The following is a 22,030-nucleotide window of genomic DNA, read 5'->3' on the forward strand; positions in this document are numbered from 1 at the left end:
TCCTGACACTTGTGGAGTCTCTTATGCGTTCGCGGATCCCTTTTGCGATGACGGCCCTGGCAGCGGGCTTGTTGAATGCCGCCCAGGTCAACGCTGATAGCGTCGATCTCACCATGTACTACCCAGTGTCGGTGGGCGGTGCGCTCACCGACGTGGTGGATAATCTGGTAGAGGAGTTCGAAAGCGAACACCCGGATATTAACGTGGAAGCGATTTACGCCGGCAACTACGACGACACTCGCGTACGGGCAATGTCCGCCATCGAGGCTGGCGATACGCCGCAATTGTCAGTTCTTTTTTCAATCGACCTTTATGAGCTGATTGAGCAGAACGCCATTGTGGCCTTCGATGATCTGGTCGAAACCGATGAAGAGCAAGAGTGGCTCGACAGCTTTTACCCTGGTCTGATGGAAAACGGCCAGCTAGATGGCAAAACCTACGGCATTCCCTTCCAGCGCTCCACCATCGTGCTGTTCTGGAACAAAGACGCCTTTGAAGCCGCCGGCCTAGATCCCGAAACGCCCCCTGAGAACTGGGAAGAGATGGCTGAAATGGCCACCACCGTGCGAGAAGCCTCCAATGGCGAGCAGTGGGGTGTGATGGTGCCTTCCACCGGCTACCCCTACTGGATGTTCCAGGCCTTCGCGTTTCAGAACGGCCATCGCCTGATGAGCGAAGATGGTACTGAGGTCTATTTTGACGACCCCGCCGCCGTTGAAGCGCTGGAGTACTGGGTGTCGCTGGCCACCGAGCACGATGCCATGCCCGATGGCACCATCGAATGGGGCACGCTGCGCCAAAACTTTATCGAGCAATCTACGGCGATGATGTGGCACACCACAGGCAACCTAACGGCCGTACGTAGCGAAGCTGATTTTGACTTTGGCGTTGCTATGCTGCCAATGAAAACCCAGCGCGGCAGCCCCACCGGTGGCGGCAACTTCTACATTTTTGAAGATGCCAGCGAAGAAGAGCAACGCGCTGCGATGACCTTTATCCGCTGGATGACCGATCCCGAGCGCGCCGCGGCCTGGTCAATTGAAACCGGCTATATGGGCGTTAGCCCCGCCGCTTATGAAACCGATGCACTGAAAAGCTATGTGGAAGAGTTCGCTCCAGCAGCCGTGGCCCGCGACCAGCTTGAACATGGCACTGCTGAGCTTTCCACGTATCAGGGTGGCCGCGTGCGTCGTGCTTTGGATAACGCCGTACAAGCCGCGTTAACTGGCCAGATGTCACCGGAAGAAGCGCTTAGTCAAGCGCAGCAAGAAGCCGATGGCGTGCTGCGCCGCTACGCTCGCTAATCGTCATATTTATCTCTATTTGCCGGGGCATGCCCCGGCTTTTCCCACTTGCGGTACTTAACCATGTCCTTCACCAACCACCGCAAAATGCAGCTCTACGGTGCGCTTCTGCTGCTGCCCGCCGCCATACTGCTGGCCACCTTCGCTTACCTGCCCACCATCGCCACGGTGATCAACAGTCTGTTTTTACCTGGCTTTCGCGGTGCACCCACCGAGTTCGTGGGGCTTGAAAATTATCAGGTGCTTTTTGATGACCCGACGTTTTGGAAAGTAGCTCGCAACAACTTAATCTACGCCGTCGGTACGATTCCGACTTCTATCGCGCTGGCATTGTGCATGGCGCTATTTGTTAACGGAAAACTGCGTGGGCGCGGCGTTGTCCGCATGGCCTACTTTACGCCGACCATCCTGCCCATGATCGCCGCTGCCAATATTTGGATGTTTTTCTACGCGCCGCAGATTGGCCTATTTAATAAGCTGCTTGGCGCGTTAGGTTTTTCGGGCGTGAACTGGCTCGGCGACCCAAGCGTGGCTCTGGGATCAGTGATCGTAATGTCGGTGTGGAAAGAAGCCGGTTTTTTTATGATTTTCTACCTCGCCGCACTGCAGGGTATTGCGCCTGAACTCAAAGAGGCTTCTGACCTTGAGGGCACCAGCCGCTGGAGCTTTTTCTGGCGGGTTACCTTCCCACTGCTGATGCCCACCACGCTGTTTGTGCTGATTAACGCCTTAATCAATGCGGTCAGAGTCGTCGATCACCTGTTTATTTTGACCAAGGGCGGGCCCAACAACGCGACGAACCTGCTGCTCTATTACGTCTATGAGAACGCGTTTTCGTTTTTTGACCGCACCACCGCCGCCACCATCACGGTGGTTATTCTGCTGGTCCTCGCGGTCGTCGCCACGCTTAAGTTCACGATTCTAGATCGCAGGACGCACTACCAATGAACACGACCACATCCTATGCGCCCCGCTCCCGTTTTTTCTCAATTCCAGCGCTGGAAACGGTGGCCGCGTGGCTGCTGGCGGTTATTTGGATTTTTCCACTGCTGTACGCCTTTTGGGCCGCCTTCCACCCCAGCGAATTTATGGTGAATTTCGAACTTTTCGCCCCGCTCACGCTGGATAACTTCACCAATGCCTGGGCTCAGGCACCTTTTGGACGCTACTACCTGAATACCTTTGCCCTCGTCACTGGCGTTGTATTTGCCCAGTTTGTGGTTTGTACTCTGGCGGCGTTTGCCTTTGCGCGCTTTCCGATTCCCGGTAAAAACGTGCTGTTTATGCTGGTGCTGATTCAGCTGTTCGTATTTCCCGAAGTGCTGATCGTCGAGAATTATCGTATTGCCAGTGAGCTGGGGCTGATCAACACCATTACCGGCATAGGCCTGCCCTACGTCGCCAGCGCTTTTGGTATTTTTCTGCTGCGCCAGACGTTTAAAACCATTCCCCGGGAGCTGGAAGACGCTGCTCGGATCGAAGGCTGCAACTGGATGGAGATCTTATGGAAGGTCTACGTACCGCTGGCCAAGCCGACTTATCTTGCTTATGGGCTGGTTTCGATCAGCCACCACTGGAATAACTTTCTATGGCCATTGGTGGTCACTAACTCGGTGGAAAGCCGTCCGCTAACGGTCGGGCTAGGCGTTTTCTCCGCCCCGGAAACCGGCGTCAACTGGGCAACGGTGAGTGCCGCAACGTTACTGAGTATCGCCCCTTTGCTGGTGGCTTTCCTACTCTTCCAACGCCAGTTTGTGCAGTCGTTCCTGCGCGCCGGGATTCGCTAAGCAAAACCCCGTGAGTTTTCGTGCGACAATTCTCCCTCAAGCACGCGATAAGGAGAGCATTGATGCACGGCGACCCACACCCGGCAGCCCTCAAGGTACTGCAGGAAGTATTCGGCTACGACAGCTTTCGCGGCCCGCAGCAGGCTATCATTGAGCATGTGATCGCCGGAGGCGATGCGCTGGTGCTGATGCCAACCGGCGGGGGCAAGTCGCTGTGCTATCAAATCCCGGCGCTGTTGCGCGAAGGCACCGCGATTGTGGTCTCGCCGCTGATTGCGCTGATGCAGGACCAGGTAGCGGCACTGGAACAGAACGGGGTCAGGGCGGCTTACCTCAACTCCAGCCTCGATTATCACGAGGCGGTCGAGATAGAGAACCGCCTGCGGGCGGGCGAACTGGATCTTTTATATGTCGCGCCCGAGCGGCTGGCCACGCCGCGTATGCAGATGCTTTTGGAGCAGAATCAGATCGCGCTGTTCGCTATTGATGAAGCCCACTGCGTCTCCCAGTGGGGCCACGATTTCCGCCCGGAGTATCGCCAGCTTTCCCATCTGCATCAGCGCTTCCCCCAGGTGCCACGCATCGCCCTCACCGCCACCGCCGATGTGCCCACTCGGCACGACATCATGGAGCATCTGCAGCTCCAGGAAGCGGCGCTTTATAATAGCGGCTTTGACCGGCCCAACATTCGCTACCATATCGCCGAGAATCAGGGTAACGCCAAGGAACAGCTGCTGCGCTTTATCCGCGAGCACCACGACGGCGAGGCGGGCATCGTCTACTGCCTCTCCCGGCGCAAGGTGGAAGAGACCGCCGCCTGGCTGGAGCGTCAGGGGCTGACCGCACTGCCCTACCACGCCGGGCTCCCCGCCGAGCAACGCCAGCAGCATCAGACCCGCTTTTTACGTGAAGATGGGGTGGTCGTGGTCGCCACCATCGCCTTCGGGATGGGCATCGACAAGCCGGACGTGCGCTTTGTCGCTCACCTTAACCTGCCCAAAAGCATTGAAGCCTACTACCAAGAGACCGGTCGCGCCGGGCGTGACGGCCTGCCCGCCGATGCCTGGATGGCCTACGGGCTTCAGGATGTGATTACCTTGCGCCAGATGCAGCAGGGCTCCAGCGCCGCCGACCAGCAAAAGCGCATCGAGCAGCAAAAGCTAGATGCCATGCTGGGGCTGTGTGAAATCATCAGCTGTCGCCGCCAGGCGCTTTTGCACTACTTTGGCGATCACTTGGACGACCCTTGCGGCAATTGCGACAACTGCCTTACCCCACCCGAGACCTGGGATGCCACCGTAGCCGCACAAAAAGCGCTGTCGTGCGTCTACCGCACCGAGCAGCGTTTCGGCGTGACCTATCTCGTGGATGTTCTGCTGGGCAAGCGCAACGAACGTATCACCCGCTTTGGCCATGACCAACTCAGCACCTTCGGCATTGGTCAAGACCTCACGGCCAGCGAATGGAAAGCGCTCTTTCGCCAACTAATTGCCAGCGGCTTTTTGAGCGTGGATATGGAAGGACACGGCGGCATTAAGCTCACTGCCAATGCCAAGCCGGTGCTGCGAGGCGAGCAGAACCTCACCCTGCGCAAGCCAAGCAAAGCAAACCCTGCCCGACGGGGAAGCAAAGGCGCCTCAGCCACTCTGAGCCATGGCGCGCTATGGGAAGCCCTTCGCCAGCACCGCAAGGAACTTGCCGAGGCGCAGGGCGTGCCTGCCTACGTGATCTTCCACGACGCCACCCTGGCCGAACTGGTCGAGCAGAAGCCCCAGAGTATGGAGGCACTGGGCGCGATTTCAGGCATCGGCGCGCGCAAGTTGGCGGATTACGGCGAGGGCTTTCTAGCCGTTATTCTGGCGCATCAGGAAACCGAGCAAAACAGCTGAACCGGCGCGCCCTCAAAAAGCTCAAATGGTCGCTATTTTCAAAAATCGCTCACTTGGTGTAATCTAACCATAAGTGAGGAGGGAAATAGATGGCTATTCAGCACAAAACAGCCGACAAGCGTCGCGAAATGGGGGCCGCAGCGATGCGTACCTACCCCAGCATTTCACACAGCTGGGGGTTAAAAGAGAGTGAAGCCGCTCTTCTATTGGGAGTACCTGATTCCACCTATCGGCGTTGGAAGCAGGCACCAGAGAATGCCCGCCTGGATGCTAATCATCTAGAACGGATGTCGTTGATTCTCGGCATCTACAAAGCACTGCATATACTGTTGCCCAACAAAGAAGCGGCCAACAGTTGGTTGCAGAGATCCAACAGCAACCCTCTTTTCGCCGGTCACTCGCCAATGGAGCGTCTGTTAAATGGGCAAGTCTCAGACCTCTACGTTGTTCGCCAGCATTTAGATGCAGCGCGTGGTGGAGGCCATGCATGACATTCCCGCTGAGCAATGTCACGTGGCGGCCCAGTTACCGCGTTATCCCCTCGCGTTTCCCACCGATTGATTTATTCGAAGGCGTCAATAGCAACGCTGATGACTGGGGCTTACTTAATGAGTTGGAGGGTGAAACCTCCGCAAGGCTTCGTGAGGAAGCGGGAGCCATCCATCTAGTCCGCGATGACGACCGCCGCTACGGCCCCGGCTGGACGCCAATCATGGCTGCCTTCTGCCACTTCCCCGCTACCGGTTCGCGTTTTAGCGATGGCACTTTTGGTGCCTACTACTGCGCACTCACCGAAGCCACCGCCATTGCCGAAACCGTTTACCACGCAGAACGCTTTATGGGGGAATCAAACGAACCGCCCATGATGCTTCAGCAACGTGTTTATCTGTCGGATTTAACAGGCCAACTACTTGATTTACGTGGGCAGGATGCTGCCCAAACGCTTCTCACGACGGATAGCTGGGCAGCCGGGCAAACCTTAGGTAGACAAGCCTGGGAGGAGCAAACGACTGGCATCGTTTACCCAAGCGTTAGGGACCCGGAGGGGGAGTGTGCTGCTGTGCTACGACCTCCCGTGCTCTCTGCGACAAGGCAAGGGCGTCATCTCGGGTATGACTGGGATGGTCAGCGTATCCGCCATGTCTACGAGCTCACGCTATTGGGCTAACAATTAACTTTCGCCCCTATTTTTCGCTCCGTCTCTGACAGTGCTCACCGCGTGCGATCGCAGCGGCATCAAATACGCCGGTATCCAACACCCAGGCAGTGACGAGCTTGGCGGGGGTGACATCAAACGCCGGGTTCCATACCGGGGCATTGTTGGGCGCCCACACGACCTCACCAAACGCGCCTGCGGCGCCGCGCACCTCAGCGGGATCACGCTGTTCAATAGGAATGTCCGCGCCGGTGGCGCAGGCAGGATCTACTGTGGTGTAAGGGGCCACCACATAGAACGGCACCTGGTGGTAGTGAGCGACCACCGCCAGCATATAAGTACCCACTTTATTGGCGAAATCGCCGTTGGCGCAGATACGGTCAGCGCCCACCATTATTTTATCCACCTTGCCTAACGCCATCAGGCTCGCGGCCATACTGTCGGTAATTAACTGGTAGGGAATGCCTAGATCAGCCATTTCCCAGGCGGTTAAGCGACCACCTTGCAGCAGCGGGCGGGTTTCATCCACATACACATGAAGCTCTACGCCGCGCTGTGTGGCCACCGCCAGCGCGCCAATTGCAGTGCCCACGCCTGCGGTGGCCAGCGCCCCGGTGTTGCAGTGGGTGAGCACACGATCCCCCATTTTCAGCAAGTCAGCGCCCCGTTCGGCCATCTGTTGGCACAGCGCACGATCCTCTGCAAACAGCGCGGCGGCGCGCTCGGCTAGAGCATTGGCGCCTTGCTCAAAGCAGGCTTCCATGGCATCCAGGCAGTACATTAGATTGACGGCTGTCGGACGCGTGGCGCGCAGGCGATCGCTAACTTCCTGCCAATCATGTTCTGGATGGCGCGCGGCGTACTGCGCCAGCACGAAAGCAGCGCTCAAACCAATCAGTGGTGCGCCACGAATGGCTAGGTTCTTAACCGCCCCCTGCCACGCCTCGGGAGATTCACAGGGCACCCACTTTTCAGCTTGCGGCAACTGAGTTTGATCCAAGTACTCAAGCGTATCGGCATGGACCCGCAAACTGCGTGACTGAAGTTGAGGCATCGATGGACTCCTTGAGCACTTGATCGGAACAGCTACACGGCTTATCAGCCGCGAAGCTTATCATATAGAATGGCTGCCAATAGAAGAGGCGACGCAGACCTTATGATGACGCTACAAACTGAACTGCTGGCCGCCATTTCATGGGCGGCGCAGCAAGGCTGGACGCCTGCTACCGGCGGTAATTTTTCCGCCCGCACCGAGGCTGGCTACCTAGTCACTGCCTCTGGCCGGGATAAAACCCGCATTCAGGCCGATGACCTATTGCTGTGCGACCTGGATGGCAAGGTACTATCAGGGGATGGTAAGCCGAGCGCTGAGAGCGATCTGCATGCCGCGCTCTACCGCTTAGACGCTTCGATTAACTGCGTGCTCCACACTCACACCGTGGCCAGCACGGTTCTATCGCGGCGCTTTCCAGAGGGTGTCGAGCTAAGCGGCTTTGAAATGCAAAAAGCGCTACAGGGCAACGCTACTCACGACGAGACCATCCATTTGCCCGTCGTGCCCAACTCCCAAAATATGGAAGAACTGGCCGAGCATGTGCGCCTCGGCTGGCCGATGCCCTGGGGCTTTTTGGTCGCAGGGCACGGCATTTATGCCGTGGGTGATAGCATTGCCAGCTGCCGACGCCACTTGGAAGCGATTGAGTTTTTACTAGCCTGTGTTCTTGAAGAGAGTCGCTGGTCTTAAATGAGCAGTCTTTAATGAGTAGCCTTAAATGAGTAATCCAACTGTTCGCGCCATTGTGACCGATATTGAAGGCACCACCACGGACATTAACTTCGTGCATAAGGTGCTGTTTCCCTACGCCCACAATAAGTTACCTGAGTTTCTAAGCGTTAACGCAGAAATCCCAGCCGTCGCCGAGCAGATCGACGCCGTGCGCAGCGAAATGGGTGACCCTGCTGCCACGCTGGAAGCTGTCATTGCTGAGTTGCTGCACTGGATCGAAACCGACCAAAAAGTCACCCCGCTGAAAGCACTGCAGGGCATGGTATGGGCCGACGGCTACCAGCGTGGCGATTTTAAAGGTCACCTATATAGCGATGTAGCACCTGCACTGCGCCAGTGGAAGGAGGCAGGCAAAGCCCTTTACGTTTATTCGTCAGGCTCCGTACAGGCCCAAAAACTGCTCTTTGGCTACAGCGATGAGGGCGATTTAACCCCGCTGTTTAGCGGCTACTTCGATACCCATATTGGTCATAAGCGCGAGGCGACTGCTTATCAGCGTATTGTTGCCGAGCTTGACCTGCCTGCGGATGCGGTGCTGTTCTTGTCGGACGTTGTTGACGAGCTGGATGCCGCCAAGCAGGCGGGCATGCAAACGCTGCAACTGGTACGTGAAGGTACTCAGGCCGGCACCCATCATGCATGCGTCACCCGCTTCGATGAGATCGTTCTGTAACGTTCATCGCCTGTCACTTTTAAGGAGAGTTGTTGATGTCGCAACTAAAAGTATTTGCTGATCCAAACCCGAACGATGCCCTGATCGACACCACTGACGGCGAACAGATGATCACTGAGCTAAATAAGGTGGGCGTGCTGTTTGAGCGCTGGGCAGCGCCGGGCGAGATTGCTGACGATGCCACCCAGGAAGATATCTTGGCGCTTTACCAGGAAGATATTGACCGGGTCAAAGCTAAGGGCGGCTATCAGACCGTGGATGTGCTGCATATGGTGCCCACGCACCCTGAGAAGGACGCCATGCGGCAGAAGTTCTTAAACGAGCATCGCCACCACGAAGATGAAGTGCGTTTCTTCGTTAAAGGCCAGGGGCTGTTCTGCCTGCACATCGATAACAAGGTGTATCAGGTGCTGTGTTCTCGCAATGACCTGATCAGCGTGCCTGCCAACACGCCCCACTGGTTCGATATGGGCCCGGCACCGGAATTCACCGCGCTACGTTTCTTCGACAACGTGGAAGGCTGGGTACCCCACTGGACTGAAAGCGATATCGCCGGGAAGTTCGATCGTTTGGACCAGCTTTAAATAGCTCGGCTATAGGAAAAACTTAGCCTGGGCCGGGACAAACCGTAGCGGGGGTCTTTCGCCATGGATGGCGAAAGTAGCGCCCAGGGATGGGTTCACAGCGCCCCCGTGTAGGTTTGTCCCGGCCCTGCCTGCTCGTTCTAACTCTCCTATAAACCGTTTACAACACCTCTTGCTGGTTATACGCCTTAGCTAAATCCACCAGCGCGTTCAGGGCACAGTAGGCTTCCGGCTCCATGATCAGCGTTTGTCCCATCAGCACATTGCGCGCTTCAAGCTTGGCGCGTAACGCGGTGTCTTTAATCTCTTCGAAGTCGGCGTTGTGGGCCAGCGATAACACCCGGCGGTGCATTTCGATGCCACAGTAGGCCAGCGCATCCAGGCGGATCTCTTCAAGCAGCGCATCGCAGGCGTCGTCGGCACTATTGCCTTGCTCTTCAAACAGCGACTTGGGAAATAGAATGCCAGTCCGCTCGGTTTGCCAAAGGTGGCGAAATTCCGCATCAAAACGGGTAAAGCAGGCTTCGATCACCTCCAATATCCACGCCTGATAAGCCTCAAGCTCATCTTCTAGGCGATGAGCGGGCTGGCTGAAATAAGCCATTAGGAAGTTGGCCACCGCCATGCCCAAGTCAAAGGCCATTGGACCGTATTGGGAGAACTCAGGGTCAATGACCCGCACGTCAGTATCCGTGGCCATAATCGAGCCAGAGTGCAGATCACCGTGCAGCATGGTTTCGGTGTTCGAGGTGAACTTCATCAACAACCGCTGCACCTTGGCTTTCAGACGCGCATTGCGGCGCAGCTCGTCCACCACCGGTGAAAGTTCCGGGGTGTGGTGGTTCATTTCGGCGCCGTAATAGGGGTCGGTAAACACCAGCGACTCGGTGATGGCGGGAATCGCCACATTGCCTGAGAACAATCCTACGTCCGCTTTTTTCTCCGGGCTGCTCAGCGAAAGCTCCGAGCCACGAAATGCCGTGCGTGCGCAGAATTGGCCGATGGTTTCGCCAAGCTGGGCAACTCGCTCACCGTTGATTAACTTGCGGCGCAAAATCGTGTGCGGGTGAAGGTACTCCATCACAAACAGCGCCTGGGGTTTGTCGAAGTAGTACACCTCGGGGGCAATGCCGGGCGCACGCTTGGCTTGGCGAACCAGCGCATAATATTCAAAGTGGGCGCGATAAATCGGTAGCGGCCAGCTTTCGCCCACCATGCGTACATAGGGAAGCGCCTGCTTAACCACGACACTGCCTAAGTCACCGGAGACGATAAACACTAGGTTGAGGTTGCCGTCACCCACCTCAAGAATGTCCCAGCTAGTGGGTTCTCCGCCCACTCGACTCGCCACCGCCTCAACCCCTCCCAGCCGTTGGGATAGAGTGTCGACGCCGAGCGCGCGGTAATGTTGGTCAATCTCCACAGGCCAATCCTCACCAAAACGTTGCATATATTCAGGCCCGAATAGGGGGCTTTAAGACGTTTATTATCAGAGAGTAACGTTTAAAAGTTAATAAGGGGACTATCGTCATCGTTATTAATGGTGATCCCAATAGGGCCGTTCGCCAATCTCCGCGAACAAATACTCTAAAAAGGCGGCCACTTTCTGCGAGCGCAGGCGGTTTTCGGGGTAGATAGCATGGATTCCTTCTCGCGTCGCTTCGCCTAGGGCTTCATAGGTTTCCAAAATGGGCGTTAGGCCGCCATCGCGCAGCGCATCGAATAGCAACCATGTGGGAAATAGCACAATACCTTGACCTTGCAGAGCGGCTTCCACAAGACTCTCGGCATTGTTGCTATGCAAATTGCCTTTTACCGAATAACGCTGCGCTTGAGGATTGCCAGCCCCTTGGAAATACCAAGGCTGAATACCGCGTGTTCCTTTATAGACTAAGCAGTTATGGTCACTCAATTGTGCAGGATGGTGGGGCTCGCCGCACCGCGTTAAATACGCGGGGGAAGCGCAGGCGACAAAGCGCTGGGTCGCGAGTTGCCGGGCCACTAGGCTTGAATCCCCCAGCGATCCCACCCGTATTACGACATCGGCGCCCTCTTGTACCGGGTCGATAAAGGCATCGCTCAACGTTAGCTCTACCTCCACGGCCGGGTTTGCCTGCTGAAAACTAGCCAATAAAGGCGCGATATGCCGACGCCCAAACGCCACAGGTGCATTAAGACGCAACAATCCCTGCGGTTGCTTAGCGCCGCTGATTACCTGCTCGGTAGCGTCATCCAAGCTTTCTAATATGCTTCTTACCTCCCGATAATAGCGCTCCCCGGCATCGGTGAGCCTTACCGCTCGCGTATGACGGTAGAGCAATCGCTGGCCTAGCGAACGCTCCAACCCTGCAATATGCCGCGAGACCGAAGAGGCCGGCAAATCGAAGTAGCGCGCGGCTTCAGCAAAGCTGCCACTTGAGGCCACTCGCACAAAAAGGCGTAACGCTAACAGGCGAAGCGAGTTGTCCAAAATGCAATAGTCCTTTGCTGTTTTGACGCATTGTAGCAATAACGCTAACTCTCTACAGTACGCGCTTCTTTTACTTAGCGGAGCCACCTATGCGTCACGCACTTATTCTGCTCGGCGTGCTAATTGCCGGGATGGGGCTATCGGTCGAAGCCGGCTTGCTAGGCCCGCTTGGCGAGCAGGTTGGACACTTATCGGCCACCTTGTCGATTTTTATGGTGGGCGCGCTACTGCTCTCACTAGCACTGGTGTTTGCGCCTAAACGACAGCTGGGAGCCCTTTTTAAGCAGCCGCGCTGGCTACTGACGGGCGGCATCTTAGGCCCGGTCTACGTCATTGTGTTAACGCTTGCGACGCCGCTGGTAGGTGTTGGAATGACGATGGTGGGGATTTTGTGCGGCCAGGTAGCGGCCAGCGTCGCTATCGACCACTTTGGCTGGCTGGGAAGCGAACAACGTAAAGTCGATGGCTACCGTATTGGCGCCTTGGCGATGATTCTTGCCGCCCTGTGGTTAATGTAACGGCTAACGTATTCAGGAGCTAAACCATGTTACTCCCTCTTATCTTTATCTTACTGCTCGTCGGCGGTGCGGTACTGGCAGCTCAGTCCTCCATCAATGGCCGTTTGGGTGCAAAAGCAGGCGTCATCGAGAGTTCTTGGCTGACCTTTGTGATCGGCGCCGTCCTAACCTTTTTATTGATGTTCTTTTTTGAGCCAGCACAGCAAGCGACGCTCTTCAGCGTACCCAAATGGCAGCTAACCGGCGCCCTGTTTGGCGTGGTCTATATGTTGGCAATTGTGTTTGCCGTACCCCGAGTAGGCACCGCAGCGGCCACGGTAGCGGTCATTTCTGGCCAACTGTTGATGAGCCTGCTGATTGATCATTTCGGCTGGTTAAGCAATGCCGTGCGACCGTTAGATGCGTCACGCTACATTGCGATGGCGCTGCTCATCGGTGCTATCGGCTTAATCTATCTAAGTCACCAGCAGCGTCATCGTCGACTGGCAAGCCAGCCAAGTTAGTTATTCAGGCTCACCACTTTAACGTAGCTGGCTATCTTTGCTGCCGCGGCGATTATAGCCACTAAAGCTCGACTGCTTTTTATCTAGTTCACTCTGGCATTCCACGCAGAGCCGAACGCCTGGAATTGCCTTGCGGCGCGCTTCGGGAATGGGTTCGCCACACTCCTCACAAGTCTCAAGACTTTCGCCGCGAGGCAATTGGCTACGCGCACGCTGCACCGCATCCTCCAGCGTGCTCTCCATCTGCTCTTGTTCGGCGCCATCTTTCGCCCATCCTCCTGCCATCATCGCGCTCCTCGCTAAGGTAAAACTCTTTTTAGCATAGCAGCTAGGCGGGCGGATCGTTTTGCTCACCGTCCTCAAATACCTCAGGGTATTTGCGTTTGGCGCGCGCCAGCCGAATGATGGTAATGATATTGGTGACCACAATCAGCCCTTCGGCAATAGTACCGCCGATGGTGCCAATCAGCAGGTTGTTCAGCATCCATGCTAGGGCAGCCAGCCCCAGAAAAACCCGCATGGCAATGCCGCGCATTAGAAACATGCCAACGGTTCCCAGCACCATGGCCGTCACCGGCAGCATATCCACCCAGCTTTGCCATGTGAGGGCTGCGGCGATACTGCTGGCCAGCAAGACACCCGCCATCACGGCTTTACTTCCCAGGTAACGGCGAGCCAATACAATCCTTACTATCACCAGCACCGTTAGCGCAGCCGCTGTCCAGCTCTCGAAAAAGACAAATTGCAGCGCAAACGCCACATTGGCAGAAATCAGTAACACCAGTAGGCGATCATCGTTTTTGCTGGCAAAGGCCACTACACATATCACCAGGGCCACCAAACCACAGAGCTGACCAGCCAGGGCACTATGGCTTAGGTTGTCTAGCATTTATAACGCTCCTCTTTTGCACGCCTTCGTTTGCCCCATACTGTCACAGTTAGCGTTCGTCCTAACCCAGAAACCGAACGCCTTGGGCAGCCAACGGGCTGCGTAGTTTGTCTGGCAGCGGCACATCGGTCACTACCGCATCGTAATCCCCCAACTGTCCCGCGGCGCAGCGTAGTGGCAGGTCAAACTTGGTTTTATCCAGCACCAGCACACGATAACCGGCATGGGCTAATAGCGCCTCGCGCGCCATCACTTCGTCGTCGTTGTAGTCATAAAGCTGGCCATGGCTATCCATTCCCCCCACCGAAACAATCCCCACGTCGGCACGGTAGCGCTGAAAAAATCGCCAGGCATCGCCGCCAATCACATCCTGGTCACGACGACGCACTCGCCCACCGGCCACCACTAACTCACACTTCAACTGGCACAGCTTAATCAGCGCATGCAGGTTATTGGTCATGATATGCAGACCTTGCTTATCACTCAGCGCATCGGCCAACTGTTCAACCGTAGTGCCCGTGCCTAAAAAAAGTGCTTGATGATTCTGTACCAAGCTCGCTGCACGCGCCGCAATCTGCCGTTTACCCGCCACATTGACAATCTGACGCTGGTCGTAGCCGATGTTTTCCTGCTCGGGAAACGGCAGCACCTCACCTTGGCGGCGCAGCACCAAGCCCTTATCAGCCAGGTGGCGAATATCTCCACGCAGGGTTTGCACAGAAACCCCAAACTCATCTGCCAGGCTGTCTACCGACTGGCGCCCTTGTGAGTGGATCCGCTGCAATAGCTGTTGTCGACGTTCGAACTGGCGCATAGCCCCTCTCGGCACAACGAAAGCAAAAAGTGCGGTAAACGAAAGCCATAAAATGTTGAACGAAAGCATAGTGTCACTTTGTTGTAAGCAGATGACAGTAGCTTAGGTGGGGTTCACTCACTGGAGGTTTACCCATGTTGAAGCGCCCCCTGTTATCTATTCCAACATCTGCCCTGACGGCTGCCGTTGCGGTAGCCAGCTTTTCCCTGTCGGCCCAGGTAGCGGCGAACGAAACGCTAACGCTCTATACCAGCCAGCCCAATAGCGACGCCCAACAGACCGTTGATGCCTTCGAGGCCGCCTATCCCGACATTGAAGTGGAGTGGGTACGCGACGGTACCACGCGCTTGATGACCCGGCTGCGCTCAGAGCTTGCGGCCGGGGTGAGCAACCCCGACGTACTGCTGATTGCCGACAGCATGACCATGGAATCACTCAAGCAAGAGGGTCATTTACAGCCTTACCTCAGCGATGAGCGCCAAGCCTATGACGCTGACCTGTATGACCCAGAAGGCTACTACTACGGCACCAAGCTGATCACCACAGGGATTGTCTATAACACCGGCGCCGAGCATCAGCCGCAAAGTTGGCAAGATCTGCTGGGGCCTGACTACGAAGGGTTGGTCACCATGCCCAGCCCGCTCTACTCCGGCGCTGCGCTGATTCATATGGCGGCGATTAGCGCTAATTCAGAACTAGGCGCCGAATACTACGACTCTCTGAAAGCCAATCGCACCGAAGCACAGGGCGGCAATGGTGGCGTCTTTAACGCCGTGGCTGCAGGTACCAAGCCCTACGGCATCGTGGTGGACTTCCTACCAATTCGTGAAGCCGCCAAAGGCTCGCCGGTCGAATTCGTGTTCCCGGAAGAAGGCGTGAGCGCGGTGACCGAACCAGTCGCCATTTTGGAAGGTTCTGAGAATGTCGATGCTGCGCAGAAGTTTGTTGATTTTGTGCTTTCCCAGCAAGGCCAGGAGCTGGTCAGCCAGCAGGGCTATCTGCCTGCCCACAACGACGTTGCTCCACCGGAAGGCTTCCCCGAGCGCGATAGCATTACCCTGATGCCGGTTGATACCGAGCAGGCATTGGCGCAGGAAGAAGAACTCAAACAGCGTTTTAGCGACCTCTTCGGCGGGTAACCATGACGCCCGCTCTCAACTATGACAACAAGTACGGCAGCCAGCATCGCTGGCTGCTTTCAAGCCTGCTGATCGCCATTGTGCTGCTCAGCCTGGCGCCCAGCCTGCGCCTGCTGATTGAAGCATTGAGCGACCTTACCCAAGGCCGCCAGTCCCCCCTGTGGCAGGTGCTCAATAGCGCCAGCACTTGGCGGGCACTCTGGCATAGCCTGTATACCTCGGGGCTCGGCATGCTGATCGCTCTGGTGCTGGGCAGTCTATTCGCCTTTGCCATCACGCTCACCAATGTGCGCGGAAAAGCGTGGCTGGTGTTCTGCTTTATGCTGCCGATGATGATTCCGCCGCAGGTCACCGCTTTGAGCTGGTTGCAGCTATTCGGCCCGGCCAGCCCCCTACTGAAAAGTATTGGCATGGCACCGCCGCTAGGTAGCCCGCAACCACTCTACTCCGCTGAAGGCGTCGCCTTATTACTGGGTATCCAGAGCGCACCACTGGTGTTTCTGGCCCTGCGCACCAGCCTGCTTTCGCTGCCCCGTGAGCTTATTGAAGCCGCCCGCATTAGCGGCGCCAAACAGACCCAGGTATGGGGTCACATTATTCTACCCGTGACCCGTAGTGGCATGATTGCCGGGGGCGCGATGGCGTTTATCTCGAGTCTCGGCAACTTTGGCATTCCCGCCATGCTGGGTATTCCTGCAGGCTATTACGTGCTGCCCACGCTGATCTACCAGCGTATGGCCAACTTCGGCACCGGGGTGCTGGCAGAAATGGCCGCCCTGTCGCTGCTGATTGGGTTATTGGCGCTAGCCGGGGTGGCGCTGCAGCAACAGCTTATGAACCGTAGCCGCTTCGGGCTGGGCGGCCATAGTGGACGCTCCCACGATTTCACCCTGGGCCGCTGGCGTCCTCTGGTCACCGCTACATTAGTCGGGATCTTATTGATCATCCTGGTCGCGCCGCTGCTCGCCCTGGTCATCAGTTCGCTAGTGCCCGCCATGGGCGTTCCGTTAAACGCCGAGACCGCCACCCTGAACGCTTACGCCGAAGTGGTCGGCCGCCAAGGCGCCACATGGCGGGCGGTCAACAATAGCCTACTCCTTGCAGGTAGCGCGGCAGGGGTGCTGATGCTGCTGAGCCTACCATTGGCTTACCGACTGCAGCGCCTGCCGGAACGCTGGCGGGGCGTGGTACTCAGCGCTATCGAAATACCCTATGCGCTTCCTGGCGTGGTATTGGCCATTGCTTGCATCCTGCTATTTGTCCGCCCGCTGCCGATTATCAACGTAGCGCTATACGACACCCTGGGACTGATTTTTATCGCCTATCTGGCGCGGTTTTTGGTGGTTTGCGTCAAACCCGTCGCCGCCAGCCTGGCGCAGCTGGATCCTTCCCTTGAAGAGGCGGCTCAGCTCGCGGGTGCAGGCCCCTGGAGCCGTCTTGGCGGCATCATCTTGCCGCTGGTCGCGCCCGCGCTGTTCGCAGGCGGCTTGCTGGTGTTCTTGCTGGCGGTCAACGAACTGACCGTGTCAGCGCTGCTCTGGAGCGCCGGAAATGAAACTCTCGGCGTGCTGATTTTCAATCTCGATGAAGGTGGCGAAAGCGTGCTGGCCTCAGCGGTATCAGTGCTGGTGGTGATCATGGTCGCTTCACTGATGCTGACACTCAGCTTGCTGGCACCGCGTTTACCCAAAGGAGTCATCCCATGGCAGGGCTAACGATCGATCGTGTCACCAAACGCTTTGGCGAGCAGACGGCAGTCGATGCACTGTCGCTGACGATCAACCCAGGCGAGTTTGTCGCCCTGCTCGGCCCCAGCGGCTGTGGCAAAACTACCATGCTACGCATGCTGGCAGGTTTTGAGACGATCAACGACGGCAGCATTCAATTAGGCAATCGCACCCTGGCCAGTGCCGATACCCATATGCCTCCAGAGCAGCGCAATATGGCCATGGTGTTCCAGTCCTATGCGCTATGGCCGCATATGAGCGTGGCGGACAACGTGGGCTACCCGGTCAAACTGCGAGGCCTGCGCGGGGCGGCGTATCACCAAAAGGTGCAGCAGGCCCTTGCCCTGGTGGAGCTCGATGCCTACGCCGACCGCATGCCCCAGGCCCTTAGCGGTGGCCAACGCCAGCGCGTCGCCCTGGCGCGCTGCCTGGTCAGCGACCCGTCGGTGGTACTGCTGGATGAGCCACTGGCCAACCTTGATCGCCACCTACGCGCCACCATGGAGCAAAGCTTCCGCGATTTTCACCAGCGAACTGGCGCCACGCTGGTCTATGTCACTCACGACCAGACCGAAGCCATGGCGCTGGCAGACAAAATCGCCGTAATGAAAGCGGGCAAACTGGTTCAGTGGGGAGCCCCTGAAACCCTTTACAGGCAACCGCGCACCGCCTGGGTAGCGGGATTTATCGGTCAGGGCAGCCAATTAAAAGTTGCCGCTGGCAATCCTGGAAAATTGCTTGAGGGCTCCTCCTTGATGCGTGGTCTGAACGCTATCGAGTCCGAGCGCACTCAAACGGTACTGGTGCGCCCAGAGCATATTCAGATCAGCACGACGCCCTCTTCCTCAGCGGCTCCTACTCATAGCCAGCTTGCCGCTCAGGTAGAAAGCGTAATTTTTCGCGGCGAGCGCTATGAGCTCACACTGCGCTTGCCCAGTGGCGAAACCCTGCTGGCCTACCATCACAGCCCCCCTGACCTGGGTAGTCAGGTTGCCGTCGACCTTCATCAGGGCTGGTGTCTGGAGCCCGATCAATGAGTGTCCATATTGAGATTCTCAGTGGTTTAGGCGCCAAAGGGCCAGCGGCGATAGTCGTGGAGGCTCAGGGAAAACGCCTGCTGCTAGATGCAGGCGGCGCGCTCCACCCGGATGACACCATCTCCTGGGCGAACAACCTGGATATCGACGCAGTGCTGATTAGCCACGACCATATTGATCATATCGGCGGCGTGGCCGAGTTAGCCGAGAACGTGCCGCTTTATTGCACGCCGCTGGTAGCTAAATCATTGCCCAAGAACCGGCTATGGCACCCCCTGCCAGAACGCGGCTCGATAGAGGTGGAAGGTATTACCGTCACCACCGGTCAAGCAGGGCACTCGTTAGGCGGTGTTTGGCTGCATTTAGCGGTGGAAGGGGGTGTTTTCTACAGCGGCGATGCCTGCTTTGAATCGTTGGTGTTTCCGTTTGATACACCACCAACAGCGCGTCTTGCGCTGCTGGATGCCTCCTACGGCAGTTTTGATCAACCCCAACCTGCGTGCATTCAAGCAATCAGCAAACACTTTACCCAGCCTTTGGCATTTCCCGTGCCTGCCACCGGCCGTGCATTGGAAATGGCGCTGTGGCTGCTTGAGGAAGCTAAATCACGAGGGTTAACGCTCGCGATTGATGCGGAGATACGCGCCAACCTCACCGCCCTGCTGGCAATGCCAGCCGCCCTGCGTCGCCCAGGTATTGATGCTGCAATCAACAATGTGTTGGCACGACAAAATGATGAAAATGCCACGCTGCGGCTGATAAGTGATCACGATGACTCCCCCCAACAGTGGCCCGAACACCGGCTACTGCATACCGGTTACTTAACGCCTGAACGTCAAGTTCAGCTAGCGGCAGGGGAAATAAGCTGGCAACGCTGGAATGTGCATCTGCGCGCCTCGCATCTGGTGGCGCTAGCCGATCAGATGGACGCCTCTCAAGTGGTGCCACTATTTACCCAGCTTAGAGATAACGAATTAAAGGCGTGGCAAGGTCTTCTAGGCAATCGCCTTTACACTTCCCAGCGCTTCAAAACTGATTCCCGTACAAACCACTTTTCCTCTTTAAGGAGTTTTGCATGTCCGCAGTGATTGTCGATGTCGACGGCACCTTAGCCGAATTTCATCCTCACCAAGTTAGCGACTGGGTGCTCGGTAGCCAAAAACAGTGGGAGCCCTTCTTTGCCCATATGGCCGAAGCACCTGTGATTGAAGCGATCGCCAAGCTGGTCAACATTCTTAAGGCGCAGGGTCAGCAGATCGTGATTTGCAGCGGTCGGCCGGACAGCCACCGTGAGCATACCCTGCGCTGGCTTGAGCGGCATAGTATCCCCTTTGATGCCATGTACCTACGCCCAGAAGGCGATGACCATGTGGATGATGAAACAGTGAAAGAGGCGCTTCTAGAACGTATGCGCAGCGACGGTTTTGCGCCTTGGCTAGTGCTGGATGACCGCGACGCCGTAGTCGCCCAATGGCGCGCGCTTGGATTAACCTGCCTCCAGTGCGCGCCGGGGGATTTTTAAGCGTTTGCCAGGCTGGTTCGGTATTGCCAAACCAGCACTGCCAGGGGCACCAACGCAACGGGAATCAACAGCAAGTTAAGTGTCGCCCAGCCTAAGCCGCTGACCAAGGGCCCAGCGAGCAGCGCAGTGATAGCCGCTGTGCCAAACACTAAAAACTCGTTGGCAGCCTGGGTGCGGGCTTTATCCACCAGGCGATAGCTTTCGGTGAGCAGCCCGGTGGCGGGCAGAAAAGTAAAGTTCCAACCCAGCCCCAGCAACATCAGCGCCACATTGAAACCGGCTAAACTGATACCCAATTGTGCGACTAAAGCACTCGCCACCAGTAGCAAGCAACCTGCCACAATGACCCGCTTAGCTCCGAAACGGGTAGCCAAATGCCCGGTAAAGAACGAGGGCAGAAACATCGCCACCACGTGCCACTGAATGGTCATTGAAACGTGGTTAAAGTGGTGTCCGGCTCCCGCCATGGCGAGTGGTGTGGCGGTCATGGCCAGGTTCATCACGCCGTACCCGACCATCGCCGCGCTTACTGCCACAATAAACCCAGGCTGCCGCATTATCTTACCCAGCGGTAGTGCGATGCCTTCGCCATGGGTGCGGGAAGCAGGCGGTAGTTGTGTCCGCATCAACACCACCAAGGCCAACGCGTAGAGCGCGGCTAAACCCACAAAGCTGCCCAGAAACGGCACTTCGCCCAGCTCACGGCTTACTCTTGCCAGCCATGGCCCGGCAAACGCGGCCAGCACACCGCCACCCATTACCAAGCCAATCGCCCGATCACGCATGGGTGCGGGGGCGGCTTCTACCGCAGCAAAGCGATAGAGCTGGCCAAAGCCAATGCCGATACCAATTAACCAAGTTGCCAGTAAAAACAGCCCAAAGCGCTCGCCCATCAGCGCCTGCACGGCGACCAACGCGCCGATCAGACCAACGAGGTTGCCCAGCATGAAACCGCGCTTACGGCCCAACCTTGCCATGATCAACGACGCAGGAATGGTCGCACACATCAGTCCAAGCCACTGGGTGGCAACCGGAGCGGTCGACCAAGACGCGCTTGGGGCTAACGATGCGCCAATCAGTGGCGAGACGGCAATCAGCAAGACATTGCCGGTGACCAGCAGCGCCTGACAGAGTGATAATAAAGTAACGGTCAAAGGCATCAGGCACTCTCCTGCAGACAAGTGGCATGGGAAGACGCAAAACGCTGGCGATAGACTGAAGGTGACACACCGTAGTAGCGTTGAAACTGGCGACGCAACTGCTCCGCGCCGCCCAGTCGCCAGCGTTGCGCGAGCCGCGCAAGAGAGACCGGCTCGCGTTCGCTGAGCAGCGCCAGGCGCGCTTGTTCAAGGCGTAGTTGGGTCAGGTAAGCACCCGGGGTCGTATTTAGGTGGCGTCTAAACAGCCGGGTTAAATGGCGTGGAGAAACCGCCATCAGGTCGGCCATGCTATCAAGCCCATGATCCACACTTGGGTCGGCATGAAGTTGATCCAGTAAGCGACGTAGAGGTCCCGTCGCCTGCTGGTGTCGCAGTATCTCGCTGAACTGCGACTGCCCACCTGGGCGCTGCAGAAATACCACTAACTCACGGGCCACTCGCCCGGCTAGATCAGCACCGTGATCCGCCTCTACCAGCGAAAGCGCCAGATCAATACCCGCCGTGACGCCTGCGCTGGTATAGCGACCGTTGCTTTCGATATACAGCGCATCGGGCTCGACGCTTAGCGCGGGGTACTCCTCAGCCAGTTGTTGTGCATGGCGCCAGTGGGTAGTGACGCGGCAACCATCCAGCAACCCTGCAGCGGCTAACAAAAATGCCCCGGAGCAGATAGAACCTAGCCGCCTCACCTCTGGAGCGACCTCACCAAGCACCTGCTTCACGGTAGCTATCTCACGCTGCTGTATTACGCCACTACCGCCCGCCACCAATAGCGTATCCAGTGGCAGTAAACGAGTAAGTTGCTGGTAGGTGTGGGTAGCATGCACGGCCAGGCCGCCGTTGGTGACAACCGGGCCGACGGCATCGGCAATCAGAGTCAACTGATAGAGCGGCTGGGGGCTTAACGCATTGGCGCTGGCAAACACCTGCCAGGGGCCGCTGACATCCAGCAGTTGGCAGTCGGGGTAGGCAAATAGAGCAACATGGCGAGTCACAGTCTCTCTCCGCTAACGGGGAATCGAAGCATTAGAGAGAGTGTCAGCGCTGCGCCCTATGTCGGCAAGGACGATTA

24 protein-coding genes are annotated in these 22,030 nt (G+C 57.1%); 16 read left to right on the forward strand and 8 right to left on the reverse strand.

Annotated elements, in window-relative coordinates; genetic code table 11:
• Positions 1-23 precede the first annotated feature (23 nt).
• From Q3Y66_RS16815 to Q3Y66_RS16840, 6 genes are all read left to right on the forward strand, one after another.
• Positions 24-1,304, forward strand: coding sequence for an ABC transporter substrate-binding protein (locus Q3Y66_RS16815; protein ID WP_008959395.1), 1,281 nt, complete (start codon positions 24-26; stop codon positions 1,302-1,304).
• 63 nt (positions 1,305-1,367) lie between these two features.
• Positions 1,368-2,252: a carbohydrate ABC transporter permease gene (locus tag Q3Y66_RS16820; RefSeq protein WP_008959394.1), complete on the forward strand. Its 885-nt coding sequence runs from the start codon at positions 1,368-1,370 to the stop codon at positions 2,250-2,252.
• Positions 2,249-3,091: a carbohydrate ABC transporter permease gene (locus Q3Y66_RS16825; protein ID WP_008959393.1), complete on the forward strand. Its 843-nt coding sequence runs from the start codon at positions 2,249-2,251 to the stop codon at positions 3,089-3,091. Before Q3Y66_RS16820 ends, Q3Y66_RS16825 begins: the two co-directional genes overlap by 4 nt.
• Positions 3,092-3,153: 62 nt before the next feature.
• Positions 3,154-4,980, forward strand: coding sequence for a DNA helicase RecQ (gene recQ / locus Q3Y66_RS16830; protein ID WP_008959392.1), 1,827 nt, complete (start codon positions 3,154-3,156; stop codon positions 4,978-4,980).
• Positions 4,981-5,069: 89 nt separating this feature from the next.
• On the forward strand, positions 5,070-5,471 hold the full coding sequence (locus Q3Y66_RS16835) for an MbcA/ParS/Xre antitoxin family protein (RefSeq protein WP_008959391.1): 402 nt from the start codon (positions 5,070-5,072) through the stop codon (positions 5,469-5,471).
• Positions 5,468-6,148, forward strand: coding sequence for an RES family NAD+ phosphorylase (locus tag Q3Y66_RS16840; protein WP_008959390.1), 681 nt, complete (start codon positions 5,468-5,470; stop codon positions 6,146-6,148). The genes Q3Y66_RS16835 and Q3Y66_RS16840 overlap by 4 nt, the downstream gene beginning before the upstream one ends.
• A 16-nt stretch (positions 6,149-6,164) precedes the next feature.
• Here the strand turns inward: Q3Y66_RS16840 and mtnA are convergent, their stop codons facing one another.
• Positions 6,165-7,190 carry an S-methyl-5-thioribose-1-phosphate isomerase gene (mtnA, locus tag Q3Y66_RS16845; RefSeq protein ID WP_008959389.1) on the reverse strand — a complete coding sequence of 342 codons (1,026 nt, stop codon included), beginning with the start codon at positions 7,188-7,190 and terminating at the stop codon, positions 6,165-6,167.
• A gap of 102 nt (positions 7,191-7,292) precedes the next feature.
• Here mtnA and mtnB point away from each other — a divergent pair, with 102 nt between their 5' ends.
• From mtnB to Q3Y66_RS16860, 3 genes are read left to right on the forward strand one after another with little or no spacing between them, the layout of a single operon-like run.
• Entirely contained in the window at positions 7,293-7,880 is a 588-nt protein-coding gene (mtnB, locus tag Q3Y66_RS16850) for a methylthioribulose 1-phosphate dehydratase (RefSeq protein ID WP_008959388.1), read from the forward strand.
• A 28-nt stretch (positions 7,881-7,908) separates the two neighbouring features.
• Positions 7,909-8,595, forward strand: a complete 687-nt coding sequence (gene mtnC / locus Q3Y66_RS16855) for an acireductone synthase (protein WP_008959387.1) — start codon at positions 7,909-7,911, stop codon at positions 8,593-8,595.
• A gap of 35 nt (positions 8,596-8,630) precedes the next feature.
• Entirely contained in the window at positions 8,631-9,179 is a 549-nt protein-coding gene (locus tag Q3Y66_RS16860; RefSeq protein ID WP_008959386.1) for an acireductone dioxygenase, read from the forward strand.
• Positions 9,180-9,339: 160 nt separating this feature from the next.
• Here the strand turns inward: Q3Y66_RS16860 and mtnK are convergent, their stop codons facing one another.
• Together mtnK and Q3Y66_RS16870 are read right to left on the reverse strand one after the other, a co-directional pair.
• Positions 9,340-10,629, reverse strand: coding sequence for an S-methyl-5-thioribose kinase (mtnK, locus tag Q3Y66_RS16865; RefSeq protein ID WP_008959385.1), 1,290 nt, complete (start codon positions 10,627-10,629; stop codon positions 9,340-9,342).
• A gap of 87 nt (positions 10,630-10,716) precedes the next feature.
• Entirely contained in the window at positions 10,717-11,649 is a 933-nt protein-coding gene (locus Q3Y66_RS16870) for a LysR family transcriptional regulator (protein WP_008959384.1), read from the reverse strand.
• 89 nt (positions 11,650-11,738) lie between these two features.
• Here Q3Y66_RS16870 and Q3Y66_RS16875 point away from each other — a divergent pair, with 89 nt between their 5' ends.
• A complete protein-coding gene (locus tag Q3Y66_RS16875; protein ID WP_008959383.1) occupies positions 11,739-12,167 on the forward strand; it encodes a DMT family transporter in 429 nt (142 codons plus the stop codon).
• A gap of 26 nt (positions 12,168-12,193) precedes the next feature.
• Positions 12,194-12,670 (forward strand): DMT family transporter, encoded by a 477-nt coding sequence (locus Q3Y66_RS16880; protein ID WP_008959382.1) that lies wholly within the window; start codon positions 12,194-12,196, stop codon positions 12,668-12,670.
• Between the two features lie 18 nt (positions 12,671-12,688).
• On the opposite strand, the gene Q3Y66_RS16885 is transcribed toward Q3Y66_RS16880, so the two are convergent.
• The 3 genes from Q3Y66_RS16885 to Q3Y66_RS16895 all read right to left on the reverse strand — a co-directional run bounded on the left by Q3Y66_RS16885 (position 12,689) and on the right by Q3Y66_RS16895 (position 14,373).
• Positions 12,689-12,955, reverse strand: coding sequence for a DksA/TraR family C4-type zinc finger protein (locus Q3Y66_RS16885; protein ID WP_008959381.1), 267 nt, complete (start codon positions 12,953-12,955; stop codon positions 12,689-12,691).
• A gap of 43 nt (positions 12,956-12,998) precedes the next feature.
• Positions 12,999-13,559: a YgjV family protein gene (locus Q3Y66_RS16890; RefSeq protein ID WP_008959380.1), complete on the reverse strand. Its 561-nt coding sequence runs from the start codon at positions 13,557-13,559 to the stop codon at positions 12,999-13,001.
• A 61-nt stretch (positions 13,560-13,620) separates the two neighbouring features.
• Positions 13,621-14,373 (reverse strand): DeoR/GlpR family DNA-binding transcription regulator, encoded by a 753-nt coding sequence (locus Q3Y66_RS16895; RefSeq protein ID WP_035587321.1) that lies wholly within the window; start codon positions 14,371-14,373, stop codon positions 13,621-13,623.
• Between the two features lie 134 nt (positions 14,374-14,507).
• Here Q3Y66_RS16895 and Q3Y66_RS16900 point away from each other — a divergent pair, with 134 nt between their 5' ends.
• From Q3Y66_RS16900 to Q3Y66_RS16920, 5 genes are read left to right on the forward strand one after another with little or no spacing between them, the layout of a single operon-like run.
• Positions 14,508-15,512: an ABC transporter substrate-binding protein gene (locus tag Q3Y66_RS16900; RefSeq protein ID WP_008959378.1), complete on the forward strand. Its 1,005-nt coding sequence runs from the start codon at positions 14,508-14,510 to the stop codon at positions 15,510-15,512.
• Positions 15,513-15,514: 2 nt separating this feature from the next.
• Positions 15,515-17,227 carry an iron ABC transporter permease gene (locus Q3Y66_RS16905; RefSeq protein WP_008959377.1) on the forward strand — a complete coding sequence of 571 codons (1,713 nt, stop codon included), beginning with the start codon at positions 15,515-15,517 and terminating at the stop codon, positions 17,225-17,227.
• Positions 17,215-18,276 (forward strand): ABC transporter ATP-binding protein, encoded by a 1,062-nt coding sequence (locus Q3Y66_RS16910; protein WP_008959376.1) that lies wholly within the window; start codon positions 17,215-17,217, stop codon positions 18,274-18,276. Before Q3Y66_RS16905 ends, Q3Y66_RS16910 begins: the two co-directional genes overlap by 13 nt.
• Entirely contained in the window at positions 18,273-19,364 is a 1,092-nt protein-coding gene (locus tag Q3Y66_RS16915) for an MBL fold metallo-hydrolase (RefSeq protein WP_008959375.1), read from the forward strand. Before Q3Y66_RS16910 ends, Q3Y66_RS16915 begins: the two co-directional genes overlap by 4 nt.
• Complete coding sequence (locus Q3Y66_RS16920) at positions 19,352-19,798, forward strand: HAD family acid phosphatase (RefSeq protein ID WP_008959374.1); 447 nt, start codon at positions 19,352-19,354, stop codon at positions 19,796-19,798. Before Q3Y66_RS16915 ends, Q3Y66_RS16920 begins: the two co-directional genes overlap by 13 nt.
• Here the strand turns inward: Q3Y66_RS16920 and Q3Y66_RS16925 are convergent.
• Together Q3Y66_RS16925 and Q3Y66_RS16930 are read right to left on the reverse strand one after the other, a co-directional pair.
• Positions 19,795-20,958: an MFS transporter gene (locus Q3Y66_RS16925; RefSeq protein ID WP_008959373.1), complete on the reverse strand. Its 1,164-nt coding sequence runs from the start codon at positions 20,956-20,958 to the stop codon at positions 19,795-19,797. The genes Q3Y66_RS16920 and Q3Y66_RS16925 overlap by 4 nt on opposite strands.
• Entirely contained in the window at positions 20,958-21,953 is a 996-nt protein-coding gene (locus Q3Y66_RS16930; protein WP_008959372.1) for a GlxA family transcriptional regulator, read from the reverse strand. The genes Q3Y66_RS16925 and Q3Y66_RS16930 overlap by 1 nt, the downstream gene beginning before the upstream one ends.
• Positions 21,954-22,030: the final 77 nt, after the last annotated feature.

The organism is Halomonas sp. HAL1 (assembly GCF_030544485.1).
Classification (GTDB): domain Bacteria; phylum Pseudomonadota; class Gammaproteobacteria; order Pseudomonadales; family Halomonadaceae; genus Vreelandella; species Vreelandella arctica.

Excerpts from the sequence above, each read along its gene's own strand:
- Q3Y66_RS16815 (WP_008959395.1), top strand. The coding sequence starts at position 24 with ATGCGTTCGCGGATCCCTTTTGCGATGACGGCCCTGGCAGCGGGCTTG.
- Q3Y66_RS16820 (WP_008959394.1), top strand. The coding sequence starts at position 1,368 with ATGTCCTTCACCAACCACCGCAAAATGCAGCTCTACGGTGCGCTTCTG.
- Q3Y66_RS16825 (WP_008959393.1), top strand. The coding sequence starts at position 2,249 with ATGAACACGACCACATCCTATGCGCCCCGCTCCCGTTTTTTCTCAATT.
- recQ (WP_008959392.1), top strand. The coding sequence starts at position 3,154 with ATGCACGGCGACCCACACCCGGCAGCCCTCAAGGTACTGCAGGAAGTA.
- Q3Y66_RS16835 (WP_008959391.1), top strand. The coding sequence starts at position 5,070 with ATGGCTATTCAGCACAAAACAGCCGACAAGCGTCGCGAAATGGGGGCC.
- Q3Y66_RS16840 (WP_008959390.1), top strand. The coding sequence starts at position 5,468 with ATGACATTCCCGCTGAGCAATGTCACGTGGCGGCCCAGTTACCGCGTT.
- mtnA (WP_008959389.1), bottom strand. The coding sequence starts at position 7,190 with ATGCCTCAACTTCAGTCACGCAGTTTGCGGGTCCATGCCGATACGCTT.
- mtnB (WP_008959388.1), top strand. The coding sequence starts at position 7,293 with ATGATGACGCTACAAACTGAACTGCTGGCCGCCATTTCATGGGCGGCG.
- mtnC (WP_008959387.1), top strand. The coding sequence starts at position 7,909 with ATGAGTAATCCAACTGTTCGCGCCATTGTGACCGATATTGAAGGCACC.
- Q3Y66_RS16860 (WP_008959386.1), top strand. The coding sequence starts at position 8,631 with ATGTCGCAACTAAAAGTATTTGCTGATCCAAACCCGAACGATGCCCTG.
- mtnK (WP_008959385.1), bottom strand. The coding sequence starts at position 10,629 with ATGCAACGTTTTGGTGAGGATTGGCCTGTGGAGATTGACCAACATTAC.
- Q3Y66_RS16875 (WP_008959383.1), top strand. The coding sequence starts at position 11,739 with ATGCGTCACGCACTTATTCTGCTCGGCGTGCTAATTGCCGGGATGGGG.
- Q3Y66_RS16880 (WP_008959382.1), top strand. The coding sequence starts at position 12,194 with ATGTTACTCCCTCTTATCTTTATCTTACTGCTCGTCGGCGGTGCGGTA.
- Q3Y66_RS16885 (WP_008959381.1), bottom strand. The coding sequence starts at position 12,955 with ATGGCAGGAGGATGGGCGAAAGATGGCGCCGAACAAGAGCAGATGGAG.
- Q3Y66_RS16890 (WP_008959380.1), bottom strand. The coding sequence starts at position 13,559 with ATGCTAGACAACCTAAGCCATAGTGCCCTGGCTGGTCAGCTCTGTGGT.
- Q3Y66_RS16895 (WP_035587321.1), bottom strand. The coding sequence starts at position 14,373 with ATGCGCCAGTTCGAACGTCGACAACAGCTATTGCAGCGGATCCACTCA.
- Q3Y66_RS16900 (WP_008959378.1), top strand. The coding sequence starts at position 14,508 with ATGTTGAAGCGCCCCCTGTTATCTATTCCAACATCTGCCCTGACGGCT.
- Q3Y66_RS16905 (WP_008959377.1), top strand. The coding sequence starts at position 15,515 with ATGACGCCCGCTCTCAACTATGACAACAAGTACGGCAGCCAGCATCGC.
- Q3Y66_RS16910 (WP_008959376.1), top strand. The coding sequence starts at position 17,215 with ATGGCAGGGCTAACGATCGATCGTGTCACCAAACGCTTTGGCGAGCAG.
- Q3Y66_RS16915 (WP_008959375.1), top strand. The coding sequence starts at position 18,273 with ATGAGTGTCCATATTGAGATTCTCAGTGGTTTAGGCGCCAAAGGGCCA.
- Q3Y66_RS16920 (WP_008959374.1), top strand. The coding sequence starts at position 19,352 with ATGTCCGCAGTGATTGTCGATGTCGACGGCACCTTAGCCGAATTTCAT.
- Q3Y66_RS16925 (WP_008959373.1), bottom strand. The coding sequence starts at position 20,958 with ATGCCTTTGACCGTTACTTTATTATCACTCTGTCAGGCGCTGCTGGTC.